22 protein-coding genes are annotated in these 23,654 nt (G+C 61.8%); 7 read left to right on the forward strand and 15 right to left on the reverse strand.

The window, feature by feature from the left end; genetic code table 11:
• Positions 1–194 precede the first annotated feature (194 nt).
• Positions 195–1,124, forward strand: coding sequence for a hypothetical protein (locus tag G3N59_RS27445; protein WP_205985970.1), 930 nt, complete (start codon positions 195–197; stop codon positions 1,122–1,124).
• Between the two features lie 58 nt (positions 1,125–1,182).
• Here G3N59_RS27445 and G3N59_RS27450 read toward each other — a convergent pair whose 3' ends face one another.
• Positions 1,183–1,806 carry a glutathione S-transferase gene (locus tag G3N59_RS27450; RefSeq protein WP_205985971.1) on the reverse strand — a complete coding sequence of 208 codons (624 nt, stop codon included), beginning with the start codon at positions 1,804–1,806 and terminating at the stop codon, positions 1,183–1,185.
• A gap of 196 nt (positions 1,807–2,002) precedes the next feature.
• Between G3N59_RS27450 and G3N59_RS27455 the strand changes: the two genes are divergently transcribed.
• A complete protein-coding gene (locus G3N59_RS27455; RefSeq protein WP_346777946.1) occupies positions 2,003–3,334 on the forward strand; it encodes a leucine-rich repeat-containing protein kinase family protein in 1,332 nt (443 codons plus the stop codon).
• Between the two features lie 68 nt (positions 3,335–3,402).
• A complete protein-coding gene (locus tag G3N59_RS27460; protein ID WP_205985973.1) occupies positions 3,403–3,690 on the forward strand; it encodes a PAAR domain-containing protein in 288 nt (95 codons plus the stop codon).
• A 20-nt stretch (positions 3,691–3,710) separates the two neighbouring features.
• On the opposite strand, the gene G3N59_RS27465 is transcribed toward G3N59_RS27460, so the two are convergent.
• From G3N59_RS27465 to G3N59_RS27520, 12 genes are all read right to left on the reverse strand, one after another.
• Positions 3,711–4,604: a class I SAM-dependent methyltransferase gene (locus G3N59_RS27465; RefSeq protein ID WP_205985974.1), complete on the reverse strand. Its 894-nt coding sequence runs from the start codon at positions 4,602–4,604 to the stop codon at positions 3,711–3,713.
• A gap of 102 nt (positions 4,605–4,706) precedes the next feature.
• Positions 4,707–5,705: an alpha/beta hydrolase-fold protein gene (locus G3N59_RS27470; RefSeq protein WP_205985975.1), complete on the reverse strand. Its 999-nt coding sequence runs from the start codon at positions 5,703–5,705 to the stop codon at positions 4,707–4,709.
• An 8-nt stretch (positions 5,706–5,713) separates the two neighbouring features.
• Positions 5,714–8,146, reverse strand: coding sequence for a TonB-dependent siderophore receptor (locus G3N59_RS27475; RefSeq protein WP_205985976.1), 2,433 nt, complete (start codon positions 8,144–8,146; stop codon positions 5,714–5,716).
• Between the two features lie 96 nt (positions 8,147–8,242).
• The gene (locus tag G3N59_RS27480) at positions 8,243–9,331 is read right to left on the reverse strand and encodes a FecR domain-containing protein (RefSeq protein ID WP_205985977.1); all 1,089 of its coding nucleotides are present in this window, start codon (positions 9,329–9,331) and stop codon (positions 8,243–8,245) included.
• A complete protein-coding gene (locus tag G3N59_RS27485; protein WP_205985978.1) occupies positions 9,324–9,878 on the reverse strand; it encodes a sigma-70 family RNA polymerase sigma factor in 555 nt (184 codons plus the stop codon). The genes G3N59_RS27480 and G3N59_RS27485 overlap by 8 nt, the downstream gene beginning before the upstream one ends.
• A gap of 151 nt (positions 9,879–10,029) precedes the next feature.
• Positions 10,030–10,587, reverse strand: coding sequence for a GNAT family protein (locus G3N59_RS27490; RefSeq protein WP_205985979.1), 558 nt, complete (start codon positions 10,585–10,587; stop codon positions 10,030–10,032).
• A 53-nt stretch (positions 10,588–10,640) separates the two neighbouring features.
• Positions 10,641–12,053: a cytosine permease gene (locus G3N59_RS27495; protein ID WP_205985980.1), complete on the reverse strand. Its 1,413-nt coding sequence runs from the start codon at positions 12,051–12,053 to the stop codon at positions 10,641–10,643.
• A 116-nt stretch (positions 12,054–12,169) separates the two neighbouring features.
• Positions 12,170–13,639, reverse strand: coding sequence for an aldehyde dehydrogenase (locus G3N59_RS27500; protein WP_205985981.1), 1,470 nt, complete (start codon positions 13,637–13,639; stop codon positions 12,170–12,172).
• Positions 13,640–13,651: 12 nt separating this feature from the next.
• Entirely contained in the window at positions 13,652–14,689 is a 1,038-nt protein-coding gene (locus tag G3N59_RS27505) for an LLM class flavin-dependent oxidoreductase (protein WP_205985982.1), read from the reverse strand.
• 10 nt (positions 14,690–14,699) lie between these two features.
• Positions 14,700–15,674 (reverse strand): flavin reductase family protein, encoded by a 975-nt coding sequence (locus G3N59_RS27510; RefSeq protein ID WP_205985983.1) that lies wholly within the window; start codon positions 15,672–15,674, stop codon positions 14,700–14,702.
• Between the two features lies 1 nt (position 15,675).
• The gene (locus tag G3N59_RS27515) at positions 15,676–16,506 is read right to left on the reverse strand and encodes an alpha/beta hydrolase (protein ID WP_205985984.1); all 831 of its coding nucleotides are present in this window, start codon (positions 16,504–16,506) and stop codon (positions 15,676–15,678) included.
• Positions 16,475–17,077: an amino acid synthesis family protein gene (locus G3N59_RS27520; RefSeq protein WP_205985985.1), complete on the reverse strand. Its 603-nt coding sequence runs from the start codon at positions 17,075–17,077 to the stop codon at positions 16,475–16,477. Before G3N59_RS27520 ends, G3N59_RS27515 begins: the two co-directional genes overlap by 32 nt.
• Before the next feature lie 137 nt (positions 17,078–17,214).
• On the opposite strand from G3N59_RS27520, the gene G3N59_RS27525 reads away from it, so the two are divergent.
• Together G3N59_RS27525 and G3N59_RS27530 are read left to right on the forward strand one after the other, a co-directional pair.
• Entirely contained in the window at positions 17,215–17,892 is a 678-nt protein-coding gene (locus G3N59_RS27525; RefSeq protein ID WP_205985986.1) for a GntR family transcriptional regulator, read from the forward strand.
• The gene (locus G3N59_RS27530; protein WP_205985987.1) at positions 17,889–18,179 is read left to right on the forward strand and encodes a DUF1330 domain-containing protein; all 291 of its coding nucleotides are present in this window, start codon (positions 17,889–17,891) and stop codon (positions 18,177–18,179) included. The genes G3N59_RS27525 and G3N59_RS27530 overlap by 4 nt, the downstream gene beginning before the upstream one ends.
• A gap of 16 nt (positions 18,180–18,195) precedes the next feature.
• Here G3N59_RS27530 and G3N59_RS27535 read toward each other — a convergent pair whose 3' ends face one another.
• Together G3N59_RS27535 and G3N59_RS27540 are read right to left on the reverse strand one after the other, a co-directional pair.
• Complete coding sequence (locus tag G3N59_RS27535) at positions 18,196–20,148, reverse strand: EAL domain-containing protein (protein WP_205985988.1); 1,953 nt, start codon at positions 20,146–20,148, stop codon at positions 18,196–18,198.
• Positions 20,149–20,255: 107 nt separating this feature from the next.
• Positions 20,256–22,256 (reverse strand): SMP-30/gluconolactonase/LRE family protein, encoded by a 2,001-nt coding sequence (locus tag G3N59_RS27540; RefSeq protein ID WP_205985989.1) that lies wholly within the window; start codon positions 22,254–22,256, stop codon positions 20,256–20,258.
• 418 nt (positions 22,257–22,674) lie between these two features.
• Between G3N59_RS27540 and G3N59_RS27545 the strand changes: the two genes are divergently transcribed.
• Positions 22,675–22,911: a hypothetical protein gene (locus G3N59_RS27545; RefSeq protein WP_205985990.1), complete on the forward strand. Its 237-nt coding sequence runs from the start codon at positions 22,675–22,677 to the stop codon at positions 22,909–22,911.
• Between the two features lie 282 nt (positions 22,912–23,193).
• Positions 23,194–23,544, forward strand: a complete 351-nt coding sequence (locus G3N59_RS27550) for a PilZ domain-containing protein (RefSeq protein ID WP_205985991.1) — start codon at positions 23,194–23,196, stop codon at positions 23,542–23,544.
• The last annotated feature ends 110 nt before the right edge of the window (positions 23,545–23,654 follow it).

Below are 23,654 nucleotides of genomic sequence, written 5' to 3' on the forward strand. Positions count from 1 at the left end.
ATGCGCGTAAGCGGAAGGTCGTAAAGCGCCTCGTTCTGGTGCGTTGCAGCGCGAGTTGGCAAGGTTCACGGAGTTGTATCGCAAGCTGAGGTAGCCTGCGCAAAGTGGCCCGATTGTGGTTTGGTGTTGGCGCGTCTTTGGGTCGAATCCAGCGGTAAAGCGACGGTTATCTTGACCAGATGGAGGCATCTACGATGGCAACGAAGCAAGGCAAACTTTACGTGTTGCAGGCGCGTCCGCCCGCGATCATTGGGTTGTGCGCGGATGGTACGCACGAAGTGGTGCTCGCCAATCTCACGCGAACGCCGGACGGCATCAAGGTCGATGCCGAAAGCGCGGTGGTGTACTGGACCAATATGGGCACCGGCATTCATCTGATCGATGGCGATCCGGCTTCTGGCGCGCTGCCGCCGAACGACGGCACGATCGAGCGCGCGAATCTCGACGGCAGCGCGCATGAAGTGCTGGTGGCGTCGGGTCTCGCGGGCACGCCCAAGGAGCTCGTGCTCGACAAGGAAAGCGGCCACCTTTACTGGTGCGATCGCGAAGGCATGCGCGTGATGCGCGCGCGCCTGGACGGCACGGAAGTCACGGAACTCGTGCGCACCGGCAATTTCCCCGACGACACCGAAGACGCCACGCGCCATTGCGTGGGCATCGCGCTCGACAAGCCTAATGGGCACGTCTACTGGACCCAGAAGGGGCCGCCCGATGCCGGCCTGGGCCGTATCTTCCGCGCAGGTATCGACCTGCCCGCCGGCGCGCATCCGGCCGGGCGACCCGATATCGAATGCCTGCTGGCCGATCTGCCGGAGCCGATCGACCTCGATATCGACCATGCCAACGGCATGCTTTACTGGACCGATCGCGGCGACGATTCGCACGACGGCAACACGCTCAACCGCGCGCGTATCACGGCCGAAGGGCTGCTGGGCCATGAAGTGCTGGCGCGTGAGCTGAAAGAGGGGATTGGCGTGTCGCTGGACGCGCACGGCCGCCGTGCATTCGTTACCGATCTGGGCGGCAATGTGCGCGAACTGAATCTCGACACGAAAGAAGTGTCGCATTTCGTGACGGTTGCGCATCTCGGGCCGTTGACGGGCATCGATTACATCGATAACTGATTCTGGCCGATGGCGCGGCCCGGTATCGCACCGGGCCGCGTTTTAAACCTTATGCTTTTTACGTCAGCGAGCGATTGCCATACGCCATAAAACCTGGCCGCTCATTTAATCGTTCGACATAAGCGCTCACAGCGGGCAATTCGGGTTTCTCGAACGGCGTGCCGAACCAGCGATTGACGGAAAGGCCAACGGGAATATCCGCGAGCGAGAAGCTTGCGCCCGCAACGAATGCGTCGGTGTCTTGCAGTCGCGCTTCCAGAATGTGCATATTGCGCGTCCATTGCGCGATTGACTGGGCGATTTCCTGCGCGTCCTGATGGGCCGCAGATTGGCGCACGAGGCCGAGAAACGCATAACTCCACGAGCGATTCAGATCGGTTGCCTGCCAGTCCATCCATTGATCGACGCGCGCGCGTGCGAAAGGATCGACGGGATAGAGAGGCTGGCCGTCATAACGCCCCGCCAGATAGCGGATGATCGAATTCGATTCCCACAACACGAAATCGCCGTCCTTGATCACCGGCACGAGGGCATTGGGATTCAGCGCCAGGAATTCGGGCGTTTGTGTGGAGCGAAATCCCGATCCCCAATCTTCGCGCGTAAAAGGCAGATTGAGTTCGGTGCAGGTCCAGAGCACTTTGCGGACATTGATAGACGGGGTCTTGCCGAGAATTTCGATCATGGCGCTGGGAGTGAGTTCGAAAACCGGATTCAGAAAGTCGTGCGGTGAACGATGATCGCGCGCCCGGCGCGCTGGCGCAAGTTCCCGGCACGGCACTGCCCGCGCGGCGTGACGCTGCCATGCCGCTAGAATGTCGATAAACGGGCGGCGCGCCTCGCCGCCGCGCATTCTCTTTCATGCCAGAGCGATTCCCAGCGTGACCACTGCCACTCTCGACTCACTGCGCGCCGGGCAACTTGCCGGCGCACGTCATCTCAAACTCGCGTGCGGTTTGACCGAATTTCCGCGCGAGATTTTCGACCTCGCCGACACGCTGGAGGTGCTCGATCTTTCCGGCAACGCGCTCACGTCCTTACCGGACGACTTACCGCGCCTGCATCGGCTGCGCATTCTGTTTGCCTCGCAAAACCCATTCACCGAACTGCCGCGGATGCTGGGCGAGTGTGCCGCGCTGAGCATGGTGGGTTTCAAATCGAATCGCATCCGGCACGTGCCTGCCAGCGCATTGCCCGCGCAATTGCGCTGGCTGATTCTCACCGATAACGACATCGACACCTTGCCGCCTGAACTTGGCGAGCGGCCCCATCTGCAAAAGCTGATGCTGGCGGGCAATCGTCTGCGTGCGTTGCCCGAAACGATGGCGGCATGCTCGCGGCTTGAATTGCTGCGGATATCGGCGAATCAATTCGATGCGTTGCCCGGCTGGCTGCTGAGCTTGCCGCGCCTCGCGTGGCTGGCGTATGCAGGCAATCCGTTTAACGCGGCGCGCGAACAGGCAGCCATGACGAACGCGCCGGTGCCCGATATTGCGTGGTCCACGCTGGCGCTTGGTCAGACGCTTGGCGAAGGCGCATCGGGCGTGATTCATCGCGCGACGCGTCTGCTCAAGGATGGGCATCCGCTCGATGCCGTGGCCGTCAAACTGTTCAAGGGCGCGGTGACGAGCGACGGTTTGCCCGATCTGGAAATGGCCGCGTGCCTGCAGGCCGGGCAGCATCCGAATCTGATTCCCGTGCTGGGCAAGATTGCGGGGCATCCGCTCGACGAGCACGGCCTGGTGATGGCGCTGATCGATCCGGCATTCAGCAATCTTGCCGGGCCGCCCAGCCTCGACTCCTGCACGCGCGATATCTATGCCGCCGATGTGCGATTCGACTGGCATGCCGCGCTGGGCATTGCACGTGGGATTGCTTCGGCGGCGCAACATTTGCATGCGCGCGGCATCATGCACGGCGATCTCTATGCGCACAACATCCTGCACGACGGCGCGGGCCATGCGCTGCTGGGCGATTTCGGCGCGGCTTCGTTTCATGGCGTCGATGACGACGCACGAGCGCAAGCATTCGAACGGATCGAAGTGCGCGCGTTTGGCTGTCTGCTGGAAGAACTGGCGCAGCGCGCGATTTACGCAGCGGACGCCAAGGGCGACGCGCTGGCGGCATTGGTGCGCGAATGTCTGAATGAAAGCGTGGCAGCGCGACCGCTCTTCAAGGCGATTATCGAGCGGCTTGAACTATTGCTGGCGTAATCGACGCAATACAGGAAAAATGCGTTCTTTACGCCAGACTGATGAATCGTTACAGGACTCTGTGATCTATGAAGCGTTATCTGATACTCAATGGCGACAAGACCACCGCAAATGGCACGGTCATCGCAACGCACACGTCAATCCAGTTCACCGGTAGCGATGTCGCGCACGAAGGCGATGATGTGCAATGCCCCGCATGCAACAGCACGGGGAAAATCCAGTGCGACGGACCGCGTCAGGTCATGACCGCGCCGGATGGCCGCCACGCAGCATTGAGCGACGATCTGTGCATCTGCCAATGCAATCCGCCGCCCAAACTGGTGGCTTCACAACAATCGATGTCGGTCGATGCGTGAACCTTCGCTGACCGGCGATATCAAGGCTTGATAAACCGCAGCGTCATTCGATCCGACTCGCCAATCGCGGCGAAGCGCGCGCGGTCCACGTCACCGCCTTGATAGCTGGGCGGCAGCGACCAGACACCGTGCGGATAATCCTTGGTGTCTTTCGGATTTGCGTTGATCTCGCTGCGCGCGGCCAGCACGAAACCCGCTGCCTGCGCATGCTCGATTACATAATCTTCCGTCACATAGCCGCTATCGATCATCTGCTGCACGGTCGCGCCGCGCCTGGCGCGATGCTCTTCCACGCCCAGAACGCCGCCGGGTTTTAGCGCGACCCAGAAAGCGTGCAGGTTCGCATCGATCTGGCCATCCTTGATCCAGTTGTGGATGTTGCGGAACGTGAGGACGCGATCGAACTGGCCTTGAGCGTCGAAGCCTTTGAACGCGCCCGCGTGCAGCGAGCCCATCACGACGTTGCCATATATCGACTGATTCCCTGCGATCTTGCGCAGGAAGGCGGCATCGGTATCGCGATCTTCCGCTGCGAGTTCCAGCGACGTGCTGATGTACTGCGCTTCGTAAAGATGGCCGCGATCGTGCAGCCAGGGCGCGAGAATATCCGTGTACCAGCCGCCGCCGGGCGCGATCTCCAGCACCTTTTGCGTCGGCTCGACGCCGAAGAATTGCAGCGTTTCCTTCGGGTGCCGATACACGTCGCGTGCTTTGGCGCGATCGCTACGCTGCGCACCGCTAATGGCGGCATCGAGAGAAGCCGCCGTTGCCTGCTGAGGCTGCGTATTCTGCGCAGCCTGCTGGGTGGGCGCGGCGCATCCCGCAGCAAAGAGCGCAAGTGACGCAGCGGCGACGAACGCCGCACGCTTTAGCGCGTGACGTGCGGGAACTCGATAACGTTGGGTCGGATTCATGGGCGAGGGCGCGGTTTTGATCAGCCCACACGATACCCGGTTATTCGCTACCGCGCTGGCCGGGCATCGTGCATCACGCTCGCTAACGTTATGGGTTGTCGCCTAGCGTGGCTGCGGTTTGGCGCACGTGTGTTGCGCGGCAAGCGTCACCGCTTCGCTGATCGCGGCAGGCAAGTATGAAACGTGGTTCTGGCCTGGGTAGATCTGCAGATCGGCATTGAAACCGAGCGCGGGCGTCGCTTGCAGCACCGTCGTGAAAGCACGCGCATTGTCGATCATCGCAGCGCGCTGCACGCGTTCGACACGTGCGGGTGGGCTGTTGGGCGCGAGGCGCTGCTCGTCGCCGCCGACGCGAATCGCGAGCGGAATCAGCGGCGAAGTCGCCGTTACGTGCGCAGTACGCGCAGCGTCGTGCACCTGGTCGAGCAATGCGCCGGCATCCCACCAGAGCGAAGGGCTGGCCGCCATATAGCGCGAATACGCCTGCGGATGCGATAGCGCATCGTGCAGCACGAAATAGCCGCCGAGCGAGTGGCCGAACAGCATGCGAGACCCCGGCGTTTCATGCGTACGCGCTTCGATAGCGTGCGGCAGTACGTCGTTGACGAACGTTTCGAAAGCCTGCGCGCCGCCGGTTTGCAGCGGCTTGTTTTGTGCGTCGCGCGCCACGCCCCAGCCGTCGCGGCTGGGCGTGGTGAAATCGCGGAAACGCTGGCGTTCGTCGAAGAGCGCATCGTTATCGGCGGCGACGGCGGCAATCGTCACCGGTCCGATCAAACGCGCCTGCAGACGCGCGGCGCTCACCGCGAGGGCAAATGTGGCGTTGCCATCGAGCAGCACGAGTAGCGGCGGGGCACCTTCACGCGCGCAGGCATCGGCACCTTCGGCTGCTGCGCGCGGCGCTATGGCACTGGCTGCATCCGGATGATAGAGCCAGACGCGATAACTCGGGCCTTGCGGCCCGGCGTCGAGTACGAACGAATCGGTATCGGGAAGCAAGGCATGCGTTGCCGAAATCGATTCGGAATCCGTATTGACTGGCGGCGCGTTTGCGCAAGCCGTCGCCGCCAGTACGAAACCCGTCAGCAAGAATCGTTTCATTGTCGATGTCACCATTGGTAGCGTGCCGTACCGATCACTTCGCGGCGAACGCCCCAGAAGCATTGCGTCGCGCTTGCGCATGCCGCTACGTACTGGCGGTCGAACAGATTCGAGGCATTGAGAGCGAAACGCCAGTTGCGCAGTTCGTAGTGCAGAGCGAGATCGACCAGCGTAAAGGAGCCAACCTTGAACGAATCGTCGGCGGCGCCATACGTGCTGCCGATATAGCGCACGCCTGCGCCCATGCCCAGGCCCTTGAGCGTGCCGCGATGCAGCGTGTAATCGGCCCACAGCGAGGCGGTCTGTTTGGGCACCGCAGCGGGCGTATGGCCGAGCGACGTGTCGTTCGCGCTCGACACCCACGCGCTCGTATACGTATATGCGGCGATCAGCGAAAGCTCGCGCGTCAGATTCAGATGCGTTTCCAGTTCGACGCCGCGGCTTTTGACGGCGCCCGTCTGCACGCGATAACTCGAATTGGTCGGATCGGGCGTCGAGACATTGTGCTGTTCGAGATCGTAGAGCGAGAGCGTCGTGAAGCTCGTGGTGCCCGGCATCTGATATTTGAGGCCGACTTCGAACTGACGCCCCGTCGACGGCTTGAGCGCGCTGCCATCCTGCGTCGTGCCCGAGGTGACCGGCTGGAACGAACGCGAGAAGCTCGCGAACGGCGAAAGGCCGTTATCGAAGGCATAGAGCACGCCCGCACGCCATGTGAAGGCGCGATCGAACTGGCTCGACGAGGTGTGCTTGACGTACTCGTTCGCATTGGTCGACGCAAAATCTTCGCGCGCGCCGAGCACGAACGACCATTTGTCCAGCGTGATCTGGTCCTGCACGTAGAGGCCGAGATCGTCGGTGCGCTGGCGCGTGTAGCTGGCGAGCTTCGGGTCCGCGATGGCCTGACCGTACACGGGCGCCGTGATGTCGAGCGACGACGCGGAGCCGGACGAAAGACGGCGGTCGGCCATCGTCATCTGATAGTCGATGCCCGTGAGCACGGCATGATGCAGCGGGCCGGTGTTGAAGTCGCTTTCGAGTTGCGTGTCGGTCGAGAGCGCATCGAGATGCTCCATCGAAGCCGTGGTGAGGCGCTTCAGATAGCGGTTGGTCGAGTTGGTATAGCCGCTCGAATAAACCGTCTGATAGTCGCTCCACATGTGCATGTAGCGCGTGTTCTGGCGCACCGTGAAGGTGTCGTTGAAGCGATGGCTGAAGGCGTAGCCGAGCGTCACCTGTTCGCGGCGGAAGTGGTCGTAGTTGGGGTCGCCGTCATTGAAGCCAGTGCCGATCTGCCCATTCGGGTTGTACGACACGGTGCCGTAGCGCGGCAGAAAACCGTAGTAGCCGTTGTTCGGATCGTACTGATAGCTCGCGAGCAGCGTGAGTTCGGTGTTGGCATCGGGGCGCAGCGTGAGCGACGGCGCCACGTAAATACGCTGCTCCTTCGTTCCGTTGACCTGAGTATCGGCGTCGCGCGCAAGGCCGACGAAGCGGTACAGCACGCGCTTATCGGTATCGAGCGCGCCGCCCAGATCGAATGCGCCTTCCCAGCGGTTATGCGTGCCCGCACCCAGCATGACTTCGTTGACGTGATCCGCTTCGGGGCGCTTGCTTTCCAGCACCACCACGCCGCCAGGATTGGCCTGGCCATAGAGAATCGAACTGGGACCACGCAGCACTTCGATGCGTTGCAGGCCGTATTGTTCGATCTGCGGCACCGCATAGGAAAGGCCGCGCCCCATATTGAGGCCGTCGAGGAAGTTCACATACACGGCATTGCCGCCGAAACCGCCAAAACCGCGCATCTGCAGACTGTCATAGCGATCGCCGATACCGCGTGTTTCCGGCACGACGCCAGCCGAATAACGCAGCGCCTGCGCGACCGTCTGCACATTCTGCTCGTCCATCTGCTTGCGCTCGATGATCGATACCGATTGCGGCGTGCGCGTGAGCGCTACATTCGATTTGAGCGCAGCGCCGGAAACGGTGGGATCGTGCGAATCGCCCGCATTTTGCGCGCTGATTTTCACCGCGGGCAGCGCGGTATCGGCTGTCGTGCTCGAATCCGAACCGGGCGGTTGCGGATCGGTTTCCAGCACGAATGCAGCGTTCTGGCCGCGCACGGCGCGCAGGCCCGTGCCGCGCAGCAGTTGCGTAAGCGCGCTGGCGGCATCGGCATGACCGTTGAAACCCGGCGAGTGCTTGCCGGCAACGAGCGAGCTTGCGTAAGCCAGCTGCACGCCGCTGGTTTCGGCGAAGCGGTTGAGCGCCGTGTTCAGGTCCGAAGGCGCGATGCGGTAATCGATACGCGCGTCGCGTTGCGTGCTGGCGGCGTTAGCCGTCGTGTCCTGATCGGCGAATGCGGGCAGTGCCGCGCCAAAGAGTGCTGCTGCCGCCGCGCTGATCGCGAGCGGACGGAAAGATGCTTGCGTGAACAACGAAATTCCCCCGAACTGATGCTGTACGTTTCTGGTCTTGCTGAGGGAATAGACGTTTGGGCGCGCAAAAACCGGACGTCCCGCACAAAATATTTTTTACTGCGCGGTCGAGACGTCCTGAGCAGACAGAATGACGACGCGGCCCGCGATCTGCGTGGCGCGCAGCGAGAGTGTTTCGGCGAGCGTGGCGAGCGCCTGGGCGGGCGCATCGATGGCGAAATTGCCGGAGACGCGCAGCGTTGCCGCGTTGCCGCGCACGTAGATGAAGTGGCCTTTCCAATAGCGGTTGAGTGCGGCGGCAACCTCTGCGAGCGGCGTGTCGGTGAACACCAGGCGGCCGCGTTGCCAGGCCGTTGCCGCGAATGTATCCACCGGAACGCTAGCGGGCGCGTGCGCTGCGTCGCTGTATTGAATGCTTTGGCCCGCAGTGGCCTGAAGCGCGCCCGAGGCGTTGCCCACTTCCACGCGGCCTTGCGTAACGGTGACGAGCGTCGCGGTGCTGTGTTTCGAAGATGCAGCATCGGGCAGGCTCACCTGGAACGCCGTGCCGATATCGGCGATGTTGCCCTCGGCGGCCTGCACGATGAAGCGGCGCGCGTCGCCGTGTTTGACATCGAAGGCTGCGCGGCCGCGTTCGAGCACGACGCGGCGTTCGTGCGCGTTATAGCGCACGTCGACGGCGGAATCGGCATCGAGCCGCATGACGCTGCCGTCGTCCAGCGCGACCGTGCGCAATTCGCCTGCCGAAGTCGCGAAGTCCGCCTCGTGCAGATAGTGCGTGATGCCGATCGCGGCCACGGCACAGGCGCACGCGAACGCGAGCCGCGGTGCGCTAAAGCCAAAGCTGAAGATCGAGGCGGCACGTGCGCGCGGCGTGCGTTGTGGCGGTGTAGCGGAACGCGTGCGCAGCGCGTCCGCCTGTTGCCACTGCCCGAGCGCAGCATCGAATGCCGCGCGATGTTGCGGCGAGCGCGCGCACCAGCGTGCAAGACGTGCATCGCCGGGCGTCGCGCGGCCCGCGTCGATCCGCACGATCCACACCGCTGCTTCGGCGTGCAGACGCCGCGCGCGTGTCGTTGCGCGCGCATCGACTGGATTCGCCTCGGAACCGGTGGCTGAACTGGCGGTCGAGCGACCGCCTGAAGAAGAAACGGGCATACCCAGTGGCTGGTAATCCTTAGTCATGGGCCGGCGGCGCTGAGTCGTCGCGAGCGCCCCGGTCGAACTCGACCAGCCCCAGCAACGCGCGCCGCAAGTGTTTTTCGACCATGTTGCGGCTGATCTGCAGCCGCTCGGCAATGGCTTCGTGCGAAAGGCCGTGGACCTTGCGCAGCAGGAACACTTCGCGGCAACGCGCGGGCAACGCGCTCACGGCCTGTTCCAGCGCGCGGGCGGTCTGCGAGGCCTCGGCGAGCAGGCTCGGATCGACAGGATCGACGGCCAGCTCGGCGCAGGCGTCATTATCGTCGTCGTGCGGCGTTACGTCGATGCGGAACTGGCTGCTGGTGCGATGCTCGCGAAAACGATCGACGATCAGGTTTTCGATCACTCGCACAAAGAACGCGCGGGGCTGGCGCACGTCGGCGGAACCCGGCAGCGAGGCCACTTTCACGAACGCGTCGTGCACGAGATCCGACGCCGCTTCCGCCGACTTCACGCGGCGCGAGGCGAACGCGAGCAACGCACGATAGTGCGCGGCGAACGTGTGAGCGAGGCTGGAAGACGGCTGCACGAGTGGATCTGCGAGACCGGCGGCGCACGGCCGCCCGGTTTCATGTCGCTTACGATAATTTTACGAATGAGAATTATTATCGTTTATGAAAATTAGCGCAAGCGGCAATTTCTTTGTGTGGCGAACGGGTCTTTGGGGTGGGGCGGCGGGACTAGCGGCCGCTGCGCAGGGGCCCGGCGGAGGGCGGTTGGTGGGATTCGTGCAGATGCCGCTCGAAGTGGACGAGGTCGTGCCACTCGCCGTGCAGGTACATGCTGCGCCTGGCCTGGCCGAAGGCGACGAAGCCGTTGCGCTCCAGCACGCGCGTCGAGCCCACGTTCTGCGGCCGCACGATCGCTTCGATTCGCGACAGATGGAGTTCAGCCGCGGCGATCTCCACGGCGAGCCTGAGCGCCTGCGACGCGTGGCCTTTGCCGGCAAAGCCTTCGCCGATGCGGTAACCGAGCGTCGCCTTATTGAAGTACGGGCGCGTCACGCTGACCAGATTGATCCGGCCGACGATTGCGTTGTCGAAGCAGACGAGATATTGATAGGCCCGATCGTTCTCGCGATCGTCCTGCGCCAGCTCGATCGATTCGCGTACGGCGGTGAGGTGATAGTAGCTGGCGGAGCGAGCGTTGATCCAGTGCTCGAAATAGGCGCGGTTGTCGATCTCGAAGGCGAGCAGGGCTTCGGCATCGGTCAACGCGGGAGGGCGGAGCGTGAGCATGGTTGCCGGGGAGTATTGAAATCCCCGGCGATTCTACAGCGTTACGTGATGACTTATTCCGAAGCCTGCGCACCGGCCGGCGATCGGCGCGGCGAAGGCGAACCGTTCTTCGAAGCCAGCACATAGTAAGTCAGTGCGGTGGCGACGAGACCGACCATCCACGACACATCGGCGCCGCCCAGGATGGAAGCCCACGGACCGTGGAAGAAGCTCTCTTCCATGAAAGGCACCTGAATCAGGATGCCAAACACGTAGATGGCGATCGCCTTGACGTTGACCGAACCATACATGCCGCCATTGCTGCTGATGATTTCCGAAACGCGGTAGCGACGGTTGTTGATCAGATAAAAGTCCACCAGATTGATGGCGATCCACGGCGCGAGCACGATGCGCATCGCGAAGATCGCGGTCAGGAAGATCGCGATGAAGTTGCTCGACGCCCACAGCGCGGTGACGGTCGATGCGATCAGCAGCACGGTCGAAACCACAATGCGCACGTTGCGGCCCGGCACCCAGTTCGGGCGGAACGTCTGCGCGGCGGTGATGATCGACAGCACGCCGCCATAGAGATTCATGCCGTTATGACCAATGATGTTGATCAGGAAGAGGCCGATCAGCACATAACCGAATGCGCCGGTTTGCGTGCGGATGGCGTCCATCGCGTCGGTGGCGTGCCCCGTGCTGACGGCCAGCACGCCGAACAGGAACGCGAAGATCGTACCCAGCGAAGTGCCGAAGTAGGTGAAGGCAAAGGTCTTCGCAAAGCCCGTGGTGGCGGGCATATAGCGCGAATAATCGGACGTGTAGGGCGCAAAGCTGATTTGCCACACGGCGCACAGACCGAACATCGCGAACCAGTTGGCGAGATCGAAATGACCTTGATGGAAGGCTTGCGCATCCAGAGCCGGAATCAGCATGACCATGCCGACCACCAGCGCGCCGCCCATGAACCACGCGCCAATCTTGTTGAAGCGGTGAATGAAGTGATAGCCGATCACCCCCACCAGCGTCGCGAGCACGGCGCCCAGCACGGTGCCCACATGCACGGGCACGAAAGGCGCGGCCGTATGCAGCGTCTTGCCCGCAAGAATAATGTTGGAAACGAAGAAGCCGAGATAAATCAGCGTCGTAAAGCCCACGACCAGCAAGGAGCCGTAGCGGCCGAATTGCGCGCGGCTTTGAATCATTTGCGGCACGCCAACCAGCGGGCCTTGCGCCGACGTCAGCGCATGAAAAATGGCGCCGAAGAATTGCCCGGCAGCGATGGCAAGAATCGCGCTAACCAGATCGAGGTGGAAAATCAGCACCGAGGTCGCGCCCGAAATCACCGCGAGCGGCGCGACGTTCGTGCAGAACCACAGGGTAAAGAGATCGGCGGGCTTGCCGTGCCGATTCTCCGGTGCAACGTATTCGATCGAATTGCTTTCGATGGTCAGAACGCTGTTATCGTTCGCCGGGTTTTTCATAGTGTCTCCATCTTTATTGCCGGGCCACGCCGCGCCACAGGCGCCTTATGTGCAAGGGGCGTGGCGGGCAGGGCATCCATGGCTTCGTAACGACGTGGTGGTCGTTCGCTGCGCGACTAGCGCATGACGAACGGATCGCTGATCGGTTCGTCCGACGTGCGCAGCCAGACCGATTTCGTCGTGGTGTATTCGAGCGCGGCGCTCAGGCCGCCTTCGCGGCCGTGGCCGGAAAGACCGAAGCCGCCGAACGGCACGAGCGGCGAAACGGCGCGATAGGTGTTGATCCACACGATGCCCGAACGCACGCGCTTCGACACGCGGTGCGCGCGCGTCAGGTTGGTCGTGAAGATGCCCGCCGCCAGACCGTAAGCCGTGCTGTTGGCTTTTTCGATCGCTTCCTGCTCGCTGGAGAAGGTATCGACCGACAGCACCGGGCCGAACAGTTCGGTGGTGATGCTGTCCGCGTTTTCCACGCCCGTGCAATCGAGAATCGTCGGGGCGTAATAGAAGCCCGCGCGCTCCAGCGTCTTGCCGCCTGCCAGCACTTTCGCGCCCTGACGCACCGAGTTCGCAACGATATTTTCAATGTGACGAAGCTGACGCTCCGTGCACAGCGGGCCGTATTCCGTGGCCAGTTCTTCCGGCGCGCCAATCTGGATGCGCGAGACGCGCTCGACCAGCATCGCGAGGAATTGATCCTTGATCGATGCGTCGATCAGCAGGCGCGAACCGGCCACGCAGCTCTGTCCGCTGGCCGCGAATATTGCCGCGACCTGGGCATTCACCGCGCTCTGGATATCGGCATCGGCGAACACCATGAACGGCGATTTGCCGCCCAGTTCGAGCGAAACCTTCGCGAGGTTTTTCGATGTGTTCGCAACGATATGCTTCGCCGTTTCCGGGCCGCCCGTGAAGGCAACTTTATCGACATCGGGATGGCTGCTGAGGACGGCGCCGCATTCCGCCGCGAAACCCGTGATCACGTTCACGACGCCGGCGGGGAACCCGGCTTCGTGAATGAGCTTCGCGAATTCCAGCAGCGGACCGGGGGCTTCTTCCGAGGCCTTGAGCACGACGGTGCAACCGGCCGCGAGCGCCGGACCGACTTTCACCGCCGAAAGGAACAACTGGCTATTCCACGGCACGATCGCGGCCACCACGCCCACGGGCTGACGTTCGAGCCAGACCTGCATATCCGGCTTGTCGACCGGGATGTGGCTGCCTTCGAGCTTGTCGGCGATGCCGGCGTAATAGCGGTAATACTCCGCCACGTACGCAATCTGGCTCGAGGTTTCGCGGATGATCTTGCCGGTATCGTGCGTTTCAATTTCAGCGAGTCGCGGCGCGGCCTTTTCGACGAGATCGGCGAGTTTGTGCAGCAGCTTGCCGCGCGCCGATGCCGTCAGCCCGGCCCACGCCGGGTCGCCCAGCGCGCGGCTGGCGGCCGCTACGGCGCGATTGACTTCATCGGTACGGGCTTCGGGCATCTGCGCCCAGACCTGGCCCGTGGCCGGGCTGACACTGCCGAAAGTAGCCGCGCCCGCTTCGAACTGGCCGTCGATATACAGCTGAAATTGAAAACTCATGGAATTCCTACCTCACTTGAACGCGGGCATCACGTCGTTGATCATGCGCTCGAGCGACGCCTTCTTGCGCTCGAAGCTCATGCCGGTGTCGATCCAGAACGAGTACTCGTTGAAGCCCAGCGCTTCGTAAGCCTTCAGTCGGCCGATCACTTCTTCGGGCGTGCCGATCACATTGTTCTTGCGCATCGCTTCCGGCGTATAGAACGGGTGCGCATCCATTTCTTCCTTCGTCAGCGGCTTGATCATGCCCTGGCTGACCGGACGCTCGTTCTTGAACCACGCGCCGAAATAGTTGTAGAACGCGTTCACTTCTTCTGCGGCAACCTGCGCGTCGTCTTCGTTGCTGGCGACATACGTGTGGCGCAGCAGCATGATTTCCGGGCGCGGCATATTGCTGAACTTCTCGCACGCAGCATTGAAATGGCCGACCAGCTTTTCGACTTCTTCGTCGCCGAAATGCAGCGGCGTGACCTGCACGTTGCATCCGTTCGACACCGCGAATTCGTGGCTGTTCGGATCGCGCGCGGCAACCCAGATCGGCGGATGCGGCTGTTGCAGCGGTTGCGGCGACGAGGTCGTCGAGGGGAATTGCCAGAACTCGCCTTCGTGCGCGTAATCGCCTTCCCAGAGCTTCTTGACGGCCGGAATCAGTTCGCGCATGCGCTGGCCTGCGCCCCATGCGTCGAGGCCCGGCATCAGGCGCTCGTATTCGAACGAGTATGCGCCTCGCGCGATGCCCAGATCCAGACGGCCGCCCGTGATGATGTCGGTCATCGCGGCTTCGCCGGCGAGCTTGATCGGGTGCCAGAACGGCGCGATCACCGTGCCCGTGCCCAGACGCACGTTCTTCGTCTTGTTGGCGAGATCGGCGAGATTGAGGAACGGGTTCGGCGCGATCGTGAAGTTCATGCCGTGGTGCTCGCCGGTCCAGACGGCGTGCATGCCGCCGCGATCGGCGATCTGGCAGAGCTCGACCATTTCGTCATACAGCTGCTTTTGACTGGTCTGGTCGGAGACTCGCTCCATGTGGACAAAAAGCGAAAAACGCATGGTGTGACCTTTAGGAAAGAAGCGGGCGGACCGTGCCGTTGCTGTGGTCGCCGTAATACATGCCGTAACTCTTGAGCTGGCTCTCCTTGCGATAGCGCTGCAGCATGCTGGCCACGGCGCTGTCCTGGAACTGATCCGGCTCGATGTCGTCGAGGCTCACGAAGCGGCTGGACGCGTCGACTGCGTCGCCCGCATCGTCCGGCGCGCTGCAAAGGAACGCGATGTACTGGTAATGGGTTTCGGTGTTGTTGTACGCCGAATAAATAAAGCTTGCAGACGCATCGGGCTGGTACTTGCCGAAAATCCCGGCGAGCGCCTTGTCCGCGCCTTCCTTGCCGATTTCCTGCGACGGCAGGCCCCACTTGTTATCGGCCGTGCGCGTGAGCAGCACCTTGTCGTCGCGCGCGATGATCGCGCTGACGATCACCTTCGGCCCGGCGATCACTTCGGCCGACACCTTGGCCGGCGTGAAATAGCCGCCGCGGTAGTAACCGAGGCCCGCATAGCCTGCCGAATGGAACGCTTCGACCTTGCCGACCAGCAGCGCATGGTCGCCCGCGTCGATCACGGCATGCGTGGAACAGTCGAACCAGGCGCTGACATCGTCGAGCAGCGGGTTATGGATCGCGCTGAGATTCCAGTCGACGTTCGCGAAGCGGTCGTCGCTCGGGCGGGCAAACGTATTCGACAGATCCTTCTGGCCTTCCGCGAGAATATTGATCGCGAAGTGGCCGGTGGTCGAAAACGTCTGATAGTTGCTCGACGTCTTGGCGATGCTCACCAGCAGCAGCGCGGGATCGAGCGACACCGACGAAAACGAGTTCGCGGTGAAGCCGAGCGGCTTGCCGTCTTCGCCGGTGGTGGTCACGATCGTCACGCCCGTCATGAAGGCGCCGAACGCGTCGCGAAGCTCGCGGGGATTGATGACGGCGGGCGCGGCGTTCACAGCAGCGGCAGCGGTCGTTTGGACGGTCTCTTGGCTCATATCAGACTTCCGACTTCAAGGATTCGGTCTGCGCGGCACGTTGCGCTTCAACCTGTAACCAGTCGCGCAGGGCGCGATTGACGGCTTCGGGCGCGGTCAGATTCGCCATATGGCGCTCGTTTTCCAGCACGACCGCGCGGCCGTTGCGTGCCGCGCCGGCCATCTGGCGCGCCATTTCCGGCGTCGAGTTCGGGTCGTCCGAACCGGTCAGCACGAGCGCCGGGCAGGCGATCGAGTGCCAGCCGTCGGCGTAGACTTCATCGCCTTTCGCGAAGGCCGTGTACGCCGTGGCGTAGCCCGCGAGATCGACCGACTTCAGCCAGCTTTCGACCTTGTGCGCGGCAACCTGCTGCGCTTCCTCGGCGTTGAACCAGCGCTTGAGCGGCGTTTCCACGTCGATGGTGCCGGAGCGCAGTTCGGCGGCGCGTTGCAGCACCGCTTCGCGCGCTTCGGGCGTACGGCGATACACACCGTTCAGGACTGCCACGCGTTTGACCAGGTCGGGGCGCGTAGCCGCCACGCCCGCCGAGATCAGCGAACCCATCGAGTGACCGGCCAGGTTCACCGGGCCGGCGTCGAGCGCCTCGATGAAGGCGATCGCCCATGCCACGAACTGTTGCAGGCCCGCGCCGGTGTCGAGTGCATCGCTCTGGCCGTGGCCCGGCATATCGACGGCAATCACGCGGAAATCGCGCGACAGATCGTCGATCTGCGGGTACCACGCGTGCGCCTGCATGCCCACACCGTGGATCAGGACCAGCGGCTCGCCGCTGCCCTGTTCCAGGTAGTGCGCGACGCGCTTATCGGACAGCTGCAGGGTTTTTGACGTCATTTCCGAGCTCTGCGAGGTCTTTGTAGCGATCGCCAATGCGGTGATGCGGACGGCCACCCGTGGCGCCGCCGATAGCGATGACGAGTTCGTCGGCTGCCGGCGCATCGGGGATGGCGAATTGCAGCGTCAGGTAGTGCGAACGGCGGCCTTCGTCGTTCTTGTCCATCATCGGGATCAGCAGCGGCGCATTGGCCGGGCCGCGCGTGTTGTTGAACGCCAGGTACGACTTCGCGCCAACGGCCGAACGGTAGGTATTGCCGAAGTGCAGCGTGTGGATCAGCGCCGATGCATGTTCGAGCTCGCCGTCCAGACCGACGATCGCGCTCTTGCCGAACGCTTCGATCGCTTCGCCCGAACCGGCTTCGTCGAGGATCAGCTTCGTCAGATGCGCACTCAGTTGCGGCGCGAGTTCGCGAATTTCCGGCGAGAGGTCTTCGACGTAACCGCGGCCTGCCCACGGGTTCTTGATCACGGCCACGGCGCCGATCATCTTCAGCGGCTGCGGGGCGGCTTTGTCGCCGTCGACGAAGACGGTCTCGACGTGGAGGATGGACTTGCGAATCAGGCTCATTGCGCGTTCCTTGCGTGCGTTGATTGTGTGAGATAGTTTGGTATACCATAGTACGGCATGCCATGAGTGTTAACCCTGAACCGGCATAAAAGGCCGCCAGGAAGGCGCTCTGGCCGAACGACTGACTACAAAGATTTATGAATCTGACAATTGAGAATCCGCCGGTCACGCTGCGCGAGCTGAGCCTGAACAAGCTGCGCAATGCGATCATCAGTGGCTATTTCCCGGCGGGAAAGCGGCTGGTGGAGCGCAGCCTGTGCGAGGAAATGGGCGTGAGCCGCTCGGTCGTGCGCGAGGTGATCCGCTATCTGGAGGCGGAAGGGCTGGTCGAGACCATGACGGGGAAAGGTCCGACGGTGTCGTCGATGAGCTGGGAAGTGGCCGCGCAGATCTACCAGATCCGCCTGCTGCTCGAACAGAATGCGGTGGCCGGTTGCACGGCGAATCTCACGCCGCAAACCGCTCTGCAGATTCAGGACTTGCTGGCCGAATTCAAAGGCGCATTCGACGGCGACGACGTGAATGCGATCATTGCGGTTTCGTCGACGCTTTATGAAAAGATATTCTCGATCGCGGGCCAGAGCGTTGCGTGGGAAGTCGTGCAGCGGCTCAATGGCCGGATCAGCCGCTTACGCGCAATGACCATGAAATCGACGAATCGCAGTAACAGCGGTTATCAGCGAATTGAAAAGATCTGCCGCGCGATTTGTGAATTGCGCGATCCGGAACTGGCGAGGCTGGCGGTGCACGAACATATCAGCGAAGCCGCCGCTGTCGCTCAACGTATTCTTGAAAACGAACAGGAGAAGTCATGACGGCGTATTGGATTGCCCACGTGAGCGTGCTGGATGCCGACAAATACAAAGGCTATACGGACCTGGCGCCGGAAGCGTTTAAAAAATACGGTGCGGTATTTCTTGCGCGCGGCGGCGCATTCGAGGCGCTGGAAGGCGAGGTGTTCCAGCGTCATGTGGTGATCCAGTTCAAGGATATGGAGACCGCGCTCGCGTGCTATCGCTCGCCCGAATATCAGGCGGCGAAAGCGAAACGGGACGGCTATTGCATCGCCCAGATTGCAATTGTCGAAGGCTTGCCGGTCTGACGCCGAACGCGCCGCATTACGCGGCGGCTGGCGGTGCGCTCAGCGCCGAAAGCGTCGGGCATTCGCTTTCCAGATAGGCCGGGATGGCGGAAGCGTCCATCGGCCGCGCGCAATAGTAGCCCTGAATCAGCATGGCGCCGAGTGCGGAGACCGTGCGCATTTCGGACGCCGTTTCGACGCCTTCGATCACGCATTCGAGCATCATCTGCCGGCTGAGATTGAGCAGGGTCCGCACGACCGTGAAGGCCGTCGTGCCTTCACGCAGGCCGGTCACGAAGGTGCGGTCGATCTTCATGCGCGTGAGCGGCAGATTGCAAAGATACGAAAGACTGGAATAGCCGGTGCCGAAGTCGTCGACGGAAAGACCGCAGCCCAGGCTGCGCAATTCCGCCGCGGCTTTGCGCACCTGTTCGAAATCTTGCGCCATCGCCGTTTCGGTGATTTCGAAATCGAGCCGGTTAGGCGCGATGCCGCTTTCGAGGATGCGTTGCGCGAGGCCTGCCATGGCGCGTTCATCGGCGAAATCGTGGGCGGAAAGATTGAACGACAGGCCGATATGCGTGGGCCAATGGCGCGCGCACGCCAGCGCCTTGTTGAATAGCGCGAGCGTCACCACGGTGATCAGCCCGCTGCGTTCGGCGGCAGGAATGAATTCGCCCGGCGTGACATTGCCGAGCGTCGCGCTATGCCAGCGCGCCAGTGCTTCGAAGCCGACGGTGCGCGACTGATCGAGCGCGTAGATCGGCTGAAACGCGACCGTGAGTTCGTTTTCGAGTTCGGGCGAGCGCAATGCCTGCGCAATCTGCGATTCGCGAATGATGGCATTGCGATGCGCTTCCGAGAAAATCGTCACCGAGCCGCGCGCGCGGCGCTTGCCTTCGTAAAGCGCGTAATCGGCCGCTTCGAACAGATCCGATTTATCGCGCGAACTGTGCGGGTAGGTCGAAAAGCCAATCGTCGCGCCCAGCCGCACCGAACTCTCTCCCAGCGTCACAGGCAGGCGAAACGCGTCGCAGATGCGTCGACCGAGATGCAGAAGATGGCCGTCCGAGCAGTCGCCCGCGACGATCATGCCGAACTCGTCGCCGCCCAGACGCGCAAGCACAGTGGCGCCCGCCGAAGAAGCCGAAAGACGCGCCGCCACTTCGGCCAGCACCTGGTCGCCGGCGCTATGTCCGTGAATATCGTTGACCGATTTAAAGCCGTCGAGATCGATCATGCCGACGGCAAGCCGCTGGCCCGACGCTTGCACGCCATCGAAATGCTGATCGAGCGCATCGAAGAACGCGCGGCGATTGGGCAGGCCGGTGAGGCTGTCGATATTCGCGAGGCGCCGGTTATCGCTTTGTGCGGCCACGAGCGCGGCGAAGTTCTTGAAGTGTGTGAACGAGACCACCAGCATCGCGATCGAGACGAGCGACGTATCGATCGCAATCGCCTGAAACACCTCCTTGCCGGACATCAGAAAGGTGATGACGAGCGCGCCATTGACGATGGCCGTGACGGTGAAAGCGGCCTTCACCACATGCATCAGGCAAAAGATCACGCCGATAACCGTGATCGCCATATAGAACGCCACGTGAAGCTTGAACGCTTCATCGCCGTGCGACAGCAGCGACAACGACCACGCCGTAAAGCCGATCGAGAAAAACCACGCGAGCTTGCGCGTGCCGCGCAGGATCGTGGCCGCCTGTCTGGGCGTGACATTGACTCTTGCGAGCCGCAGCCATGACACGACGCGCACCAGACACACGAACGTGAAAATCAGCGGGCAAAGCACGCCCTGCCAGTAGGGGAAGCTGCTTTCATGTGGCAGCACCACGCCCCAGGTATTGATGATCAGTAGCCCATACATCATCGGCAACTGATAGACCATGACGCGCAACTGCGCGCGATTCAAGGCCGGGCTGTCGCTCGCGGCAGTACAACCTTGAATGGTTCCCCAATATTGAATCAGAAGGTCGAGCATTGTCTGGCGCAAAGGGCTTTGCCGCGGGAACGATAGGTCATGCACACGTTTACGACCGGCCAGGGAAATTCTGGAGGTTCGTGACGAATCTCCCGGCCGGTTTGCGCTTATTTCGAACCGAAAGGCGATGCGAACATCGCATTGGTGACGGCGGTCGATGTTGTCGACGATGTCGAGCTTGCCGCGAGCGCAGGCGTCCAGCGATACACCACGAGATTCGAACCGTTGTAATTGTCTTTCGTCACAACATATTCGCCATTCGCGCGCCGGTACGAACGCAGGCCGTACATCGAATCGACGTCATTGCCCACGTACACCGCGCTGGGATGGCTATTGGTGAACGTTGTATCGAGCTTGCCGGTCGTGAGATTGAATGCGTCGATATTGGGCACCGTATGCACATAGCCCACGAACAGTTCATTGCCGCTGGCTGCAATCGATTTAGCGTTCGCCGCCGAAATCGTAATCACCGGATCGGGCTTTGTTGTATTGCCCGCGAGCCAGCCGTGATACACCTCCACGCGCGAACCTACCGCCGTCCAGTCGCTATTGCCGCTGATACCTTGCGCGAGTATCAGCGTGTCGCTTTCGGGCAGATAGATGATGCGAGTGAGTTGCGCAATTGTCTTAGGAATAGGCCATGTTTTCGGCGTGCCCCATGACGGTTTGCCGTTTGCGTCGAAACCCGTCAACGGATAGTGCGAAATGGTGTTGGTCTTGTCGAGTCCGGCCCAGATATCGCCTTTGCTGTCGAGACAGAAACCGTCGCGAACGCGGGCCGTGGTGTTGAATGCGGTGCCGGGCAGCGTTGCGTCGGGAATGGCGATATAGCCGCTCTGCGCGTTGAAATGGAAGAAGTAGAACGTATCGGGATTCTGGCTCGCCGCGACCAGAATGCGATGGCCGTTCACATACGCGAGTTGCGCGAAATGCTCGCCGCGTTCGTGATCGGCGAGATTGATGCGCGGGTCGGACGGGTACGTAATGGGATCGACCGTATTGGCGACGAAAGTGCCGCCCGCCGTGCCGGTATAGAGATGGGTGCCGCCGTAGAAGAGTGCGCCGTCCGTGCCTGCATCGGGCGCGCCGTTGCCCTCGAAATTCAGCGACTGCAATTTCCAGCGCAGATTGCCTTTGCCATCGTAGGCGTGAATATCGGTGCCGCCGTCGCGGCCGAGATCCCACGAACCGCCCCAGGGATTATTCAGCACGTAAAGCGTGCCGGCCGAATCCTTGCCGATACCATCCACGCGCGTGAAGCGCTTGTCGCCCACCTGACCTTTGAGGCCCGTCGCCGTGTTGAGATAGCCGCCCTTGACGCCGAACGTGCCGGTTGCAAACGGTACGCCCGCGACGTTGTACAGCTTGATATTCATGTCCGGGCCGGAATCGCCGATCATCAATTGCGCGGTCTGCGAATCGAAATAGAGCGACGAAGGCCGCGCCGTTGCGCCGAGTGAAATCGTATTGCGCTTTTCGCCGTTCGGGCCGAATTCGAACACAGTGCCGGTGCTCTTTTGCGCGGCCCAGAGATTGCCCGCGGCATCGATGGCCAGTGCGCCTGGACTCGCCAGGCTGATATCGCGTTGCCATACGCCTGCGGTGGTGAACACGCGCACGCGATTGCCCGGGAAATCGCTCGCATACAGCAGTGAACCCGAAGTAGCGAGACCGGTGACGACATCGGCCAGACGCTCGGTCGTCGTGTTGCTCACGCTGACAAGCAGATCGCGCGCACGGCTCGTGCGGTTGTAGCGGCCGACCTTGCCGCTGCCGTAGGCGCTGTTGAACTGCATGGCGACGAATAGCGACGTCGCATTGCCGGTGATCGCGCCGCCCTGAAAATCGCTATGTCCGCCGATCGAGCCGATGCTCTGGCCGTTCTGATAGAGCGCAACGCCGCCTTCGTTTTCGTCCCACATCGACGACGTATAAATCACGCCTTCGGGCGCGACCCACATCGAGCGCGCCACGTTGCCCACGCGTGTGGCATTGGTGCCGAAGCTATTGGCCAGCCAGTCCGTTGAATATTGCGCTTCGCAAATGGGCGCGAGCGCCGTCGCGAGCGCGACCGCGAACAGCGCGGTGCAGAGTCGTTTCACAAGCATGAGAAGGGGTGTTCCGTCACACGTTACGCGGCCAGGCGCGTGCTGATGTTTGCGGGTTGCCAGTTCCGCTGATTCCAGGCCGAGCCCTGACGATTCGATCGCTTGCGCCGGGCTTTCAAAGCCACGACGCGTCGAATGGGTGCGGGGTAACTAACCGGTTAACGGCAGGCGCTCGATGAATTTGAGTGGTTTTAATGAGGGCCATGTTTGAGCGGAGCCGAGACCGAATTCGAATCCGATTCCGGGACCGGAGCGGGGCGTGCGGGCGCAAGTAGATCTCAACCGGCCGGTTCGGATTGCCGCTCGGTTCATGGCGCAAACGCTTGCGCAGAAGGTCGACGTTCAGGAATCAACGCGGGGGTAAGTTGACGCATCAGTTCAAGGACTCGAATTGGCGTGCGGCGGATTTTCGCGCGGCGTGACCGGACTGATGGCGGGACTGACTGCGGATGCCATCGCCTTCAAGCGATTTCCGGTATCGCTGTCGCTGGCGGAATCGGTCTGCGGATGTTCGCCTTCGCTCGCGCGCTTACAGCCGCTAATCGATAAAGTAGTCGAGGTGCAAACGATTGCGGTAATCAGCCAGAGCGTGGCGCGTTGTGAAATGGCGTGTTTCATTGTCGCTCTCCTGAAAAAAGGTTGTGCCGATGCATAACCCTTTCAGCGCATTTCATGATCCCAATCCCGCTGCATTTCAGTTCATTACATTGCAGCCGATTCACGCCAAATGGTTTGCCAGTTTCCTGCGAATTACGAAAAGGCGCGTGGCATGGCACTAATTGTTAGTGCGCGACTTCTTGCTGGCACGTTACAATCCCCGCCTGGCATCGTAATTGCATCAGCGTTTCCTTTACACGGAATTCGGGGCTGCACTTTAACAAGTCCGTGAAAGCGATCAGCCGATAAAAATAAATCACGAGAAACGGGTGTTATTCACATGGCAAGTGAAATGGATTTGCGGCGGGACGTCCGCACACCGATGTTGTTTGCACCACTGCTGCTGAACAAGGATGGCCGGGCGCTCGCACAGGTCGCCGACCTGAGCTCGAACGGGGCGCTTCTGCACGCGCGCAATGGCCTGTTTTCTCGCGGCGAAACCGTGTCGGGCTGGCTGCAGTCTTCGGCAATCGACGACGAAGACGAAATCGTGGTTGCGGTATACCTCGACGTTCGATGGGTCTCGGAAGATCACGAACGAGGCTGGACCCGTGTGGGCTGCGAAATGCACCAGCTCGATCCCCGGTCGAAGGCGCGCCTGCACACATTGATCGAAAAAGCCGCACCATAATTGTTCTTCGACGGCTTTACGGCGCTGTCATTGATCTGGATAACTGAGTAATCGATTCCTCCCAGGACTCGCGGCATGGTGTGCCGCTCTCCTGGCGACGCCGCACGCGC

Origin of the sequence: Paraburkholderia sp. Ac-20340 (assembly GCF_017104965.1) — a bacterium.
In the GTDB taxonomy this organism is placed as follows: Bacteria; Pseudomonadota; Gammaproteobacteria; order Burkholderiales; family Burkholderiaceae; genus Paraburkholderia.

What these genes read in the sequence shown, in the direction of transcription:
- G3N59_RS27500 (WP_205985981.1), bottom strand. Translation starts at nt 13,639, where the DNA reads ATGAGTTTTCAATTTCAGCTGTATATCGACGGCCAGTTCGAAGCGGGC.
- G3N59_RS27490 (WP_205985979.1), bottom strand. Translation starts at nt 10,587, where the DNA reads ATGCTCACGCTCCGCCCTCCCGCGTTGACCGATGCCGAAGCCCTGCTC.
- G3N59_RS27530 (WP_205985987.1), top strand. Translation starts at nt 17,889, where the DNA reads ATGACGGCGTATTGGATTGCCCACGTGAGCGTGCTGGATGCCGACAAA.
- G3N59_RS27505 (WP_205985982.1), bottom strand. Translation starts at nt 14,689, where the DNA reads ATGCGTTTTTCGCTTTTTGTCCACATGGAGCGAGTCTCCGACCAGACC.
- G3N59_RS27445 (WP_205985970.1), top strand. Translation starts at nt 195, where the DNA reads ATGGCAACGAAGCAAGGCAAACTTTACGTGTTGCAGGCGCGTCCGCCC.
- G3N59_RS27550 (WP_205985991.1), top strand. Translation starts at nt 23,194, where the DNA reads ATGGCAAGTGAAATGGATTTGCGGCGGGACGTCCGCACACCGATGTTG.
- G3N59_RS27460 (WP_205985973.1), top strand. Translation starts at nt 3,403, where the DNA reads ATGAAGCGTTATCTGATACTCAATGGCGACAAGACCACCGCAAATGGC.
- G3N59_RS27470 (WP_205985975.1), bottom strand. Translation starts at nt 5,705, where the DNA reads ATGAAACGATTCTTGCTGACGGGTTTCGTACTGGCGGCGACGGCTTGC.
- G3N59_RS27535 (WP_205985988.1), bottom strand. Translation starts at nt 20,148, where the DNA reads ATGCTCGACCTTCTGATTCAATATTGGGGAACCATTCAAGGTTGTACT.
- G3N59_RS27480 (WP_205985977.1), bottom strand. Translation starts at nt 9,331, where the DNA reads ATGACTAAGGATTACCAGCCACTGGGTATGCCCGTTTCTTCTTCAGGC.
- G3N59_RS27525 (WP_205985986.1), top strand. Translation starts at nt 17,215, where the DNA reads ATGAATCTGACAATTGAGAATCCGCCGGTCACGCTGCGCGAGCTGAGC.
- G3N59_RS27515 (WP_205985984.1), bottom strand. Translation starts at nt 16,506, where the DNA reads ATGACGTCAAAAACCCTGCAGCTGTCCGATAAGCGCGTCGCGCACTAC.
- G3N59_RS27510 (WP_205985983.1), bottom strand. Translation starts at nt 15,674, where the DNA reads ATGAGCCAAGAGACCGTCCAAACGACCGCTGCCGCTGCTGTGAACGCC.
- G3N59_RS27540 (WP_205985989.1), bottom strand. Translation starts at nt 22,256, where the DNA reads ATGCTTGTGAAACGACTCTGCACCGCGCTGTTCGCGGTCGCGCTCGCG.
- G3N59_RS27520 (WP_205985985.1), bottom strand. Translation starts at nt 17,077, where the DNA reads ATGAGCCTGATTCGCAAGTCCATCCTCCACGTCGAGACCGTCTTCGTC.
- G3N59_RS27465 (WP_205985974.1), bottom strand. Translation starts at nt 4,604, where the DNA reads ATGAATCCGACCCAACGTTATCGAGTTCCCGCACGTCACGCGCTAAAG.
- G3N59_RS27450 (WP_205985971.1), bottom strand. Translation starts at nt 1,806, where the DNA reads ATGATCGAAATTCTCGGCAAGACCCCGTCTATCAATGTCCGCAAAGTG.
- G3N59_RS27495 (WP_205985980.1), bottom strand. Translation starts at nt 12,053, where the DNA reads ATGAAAAACCCGGCGAACGATAACAGCGTTCTGACCATCGAAAGCAAT.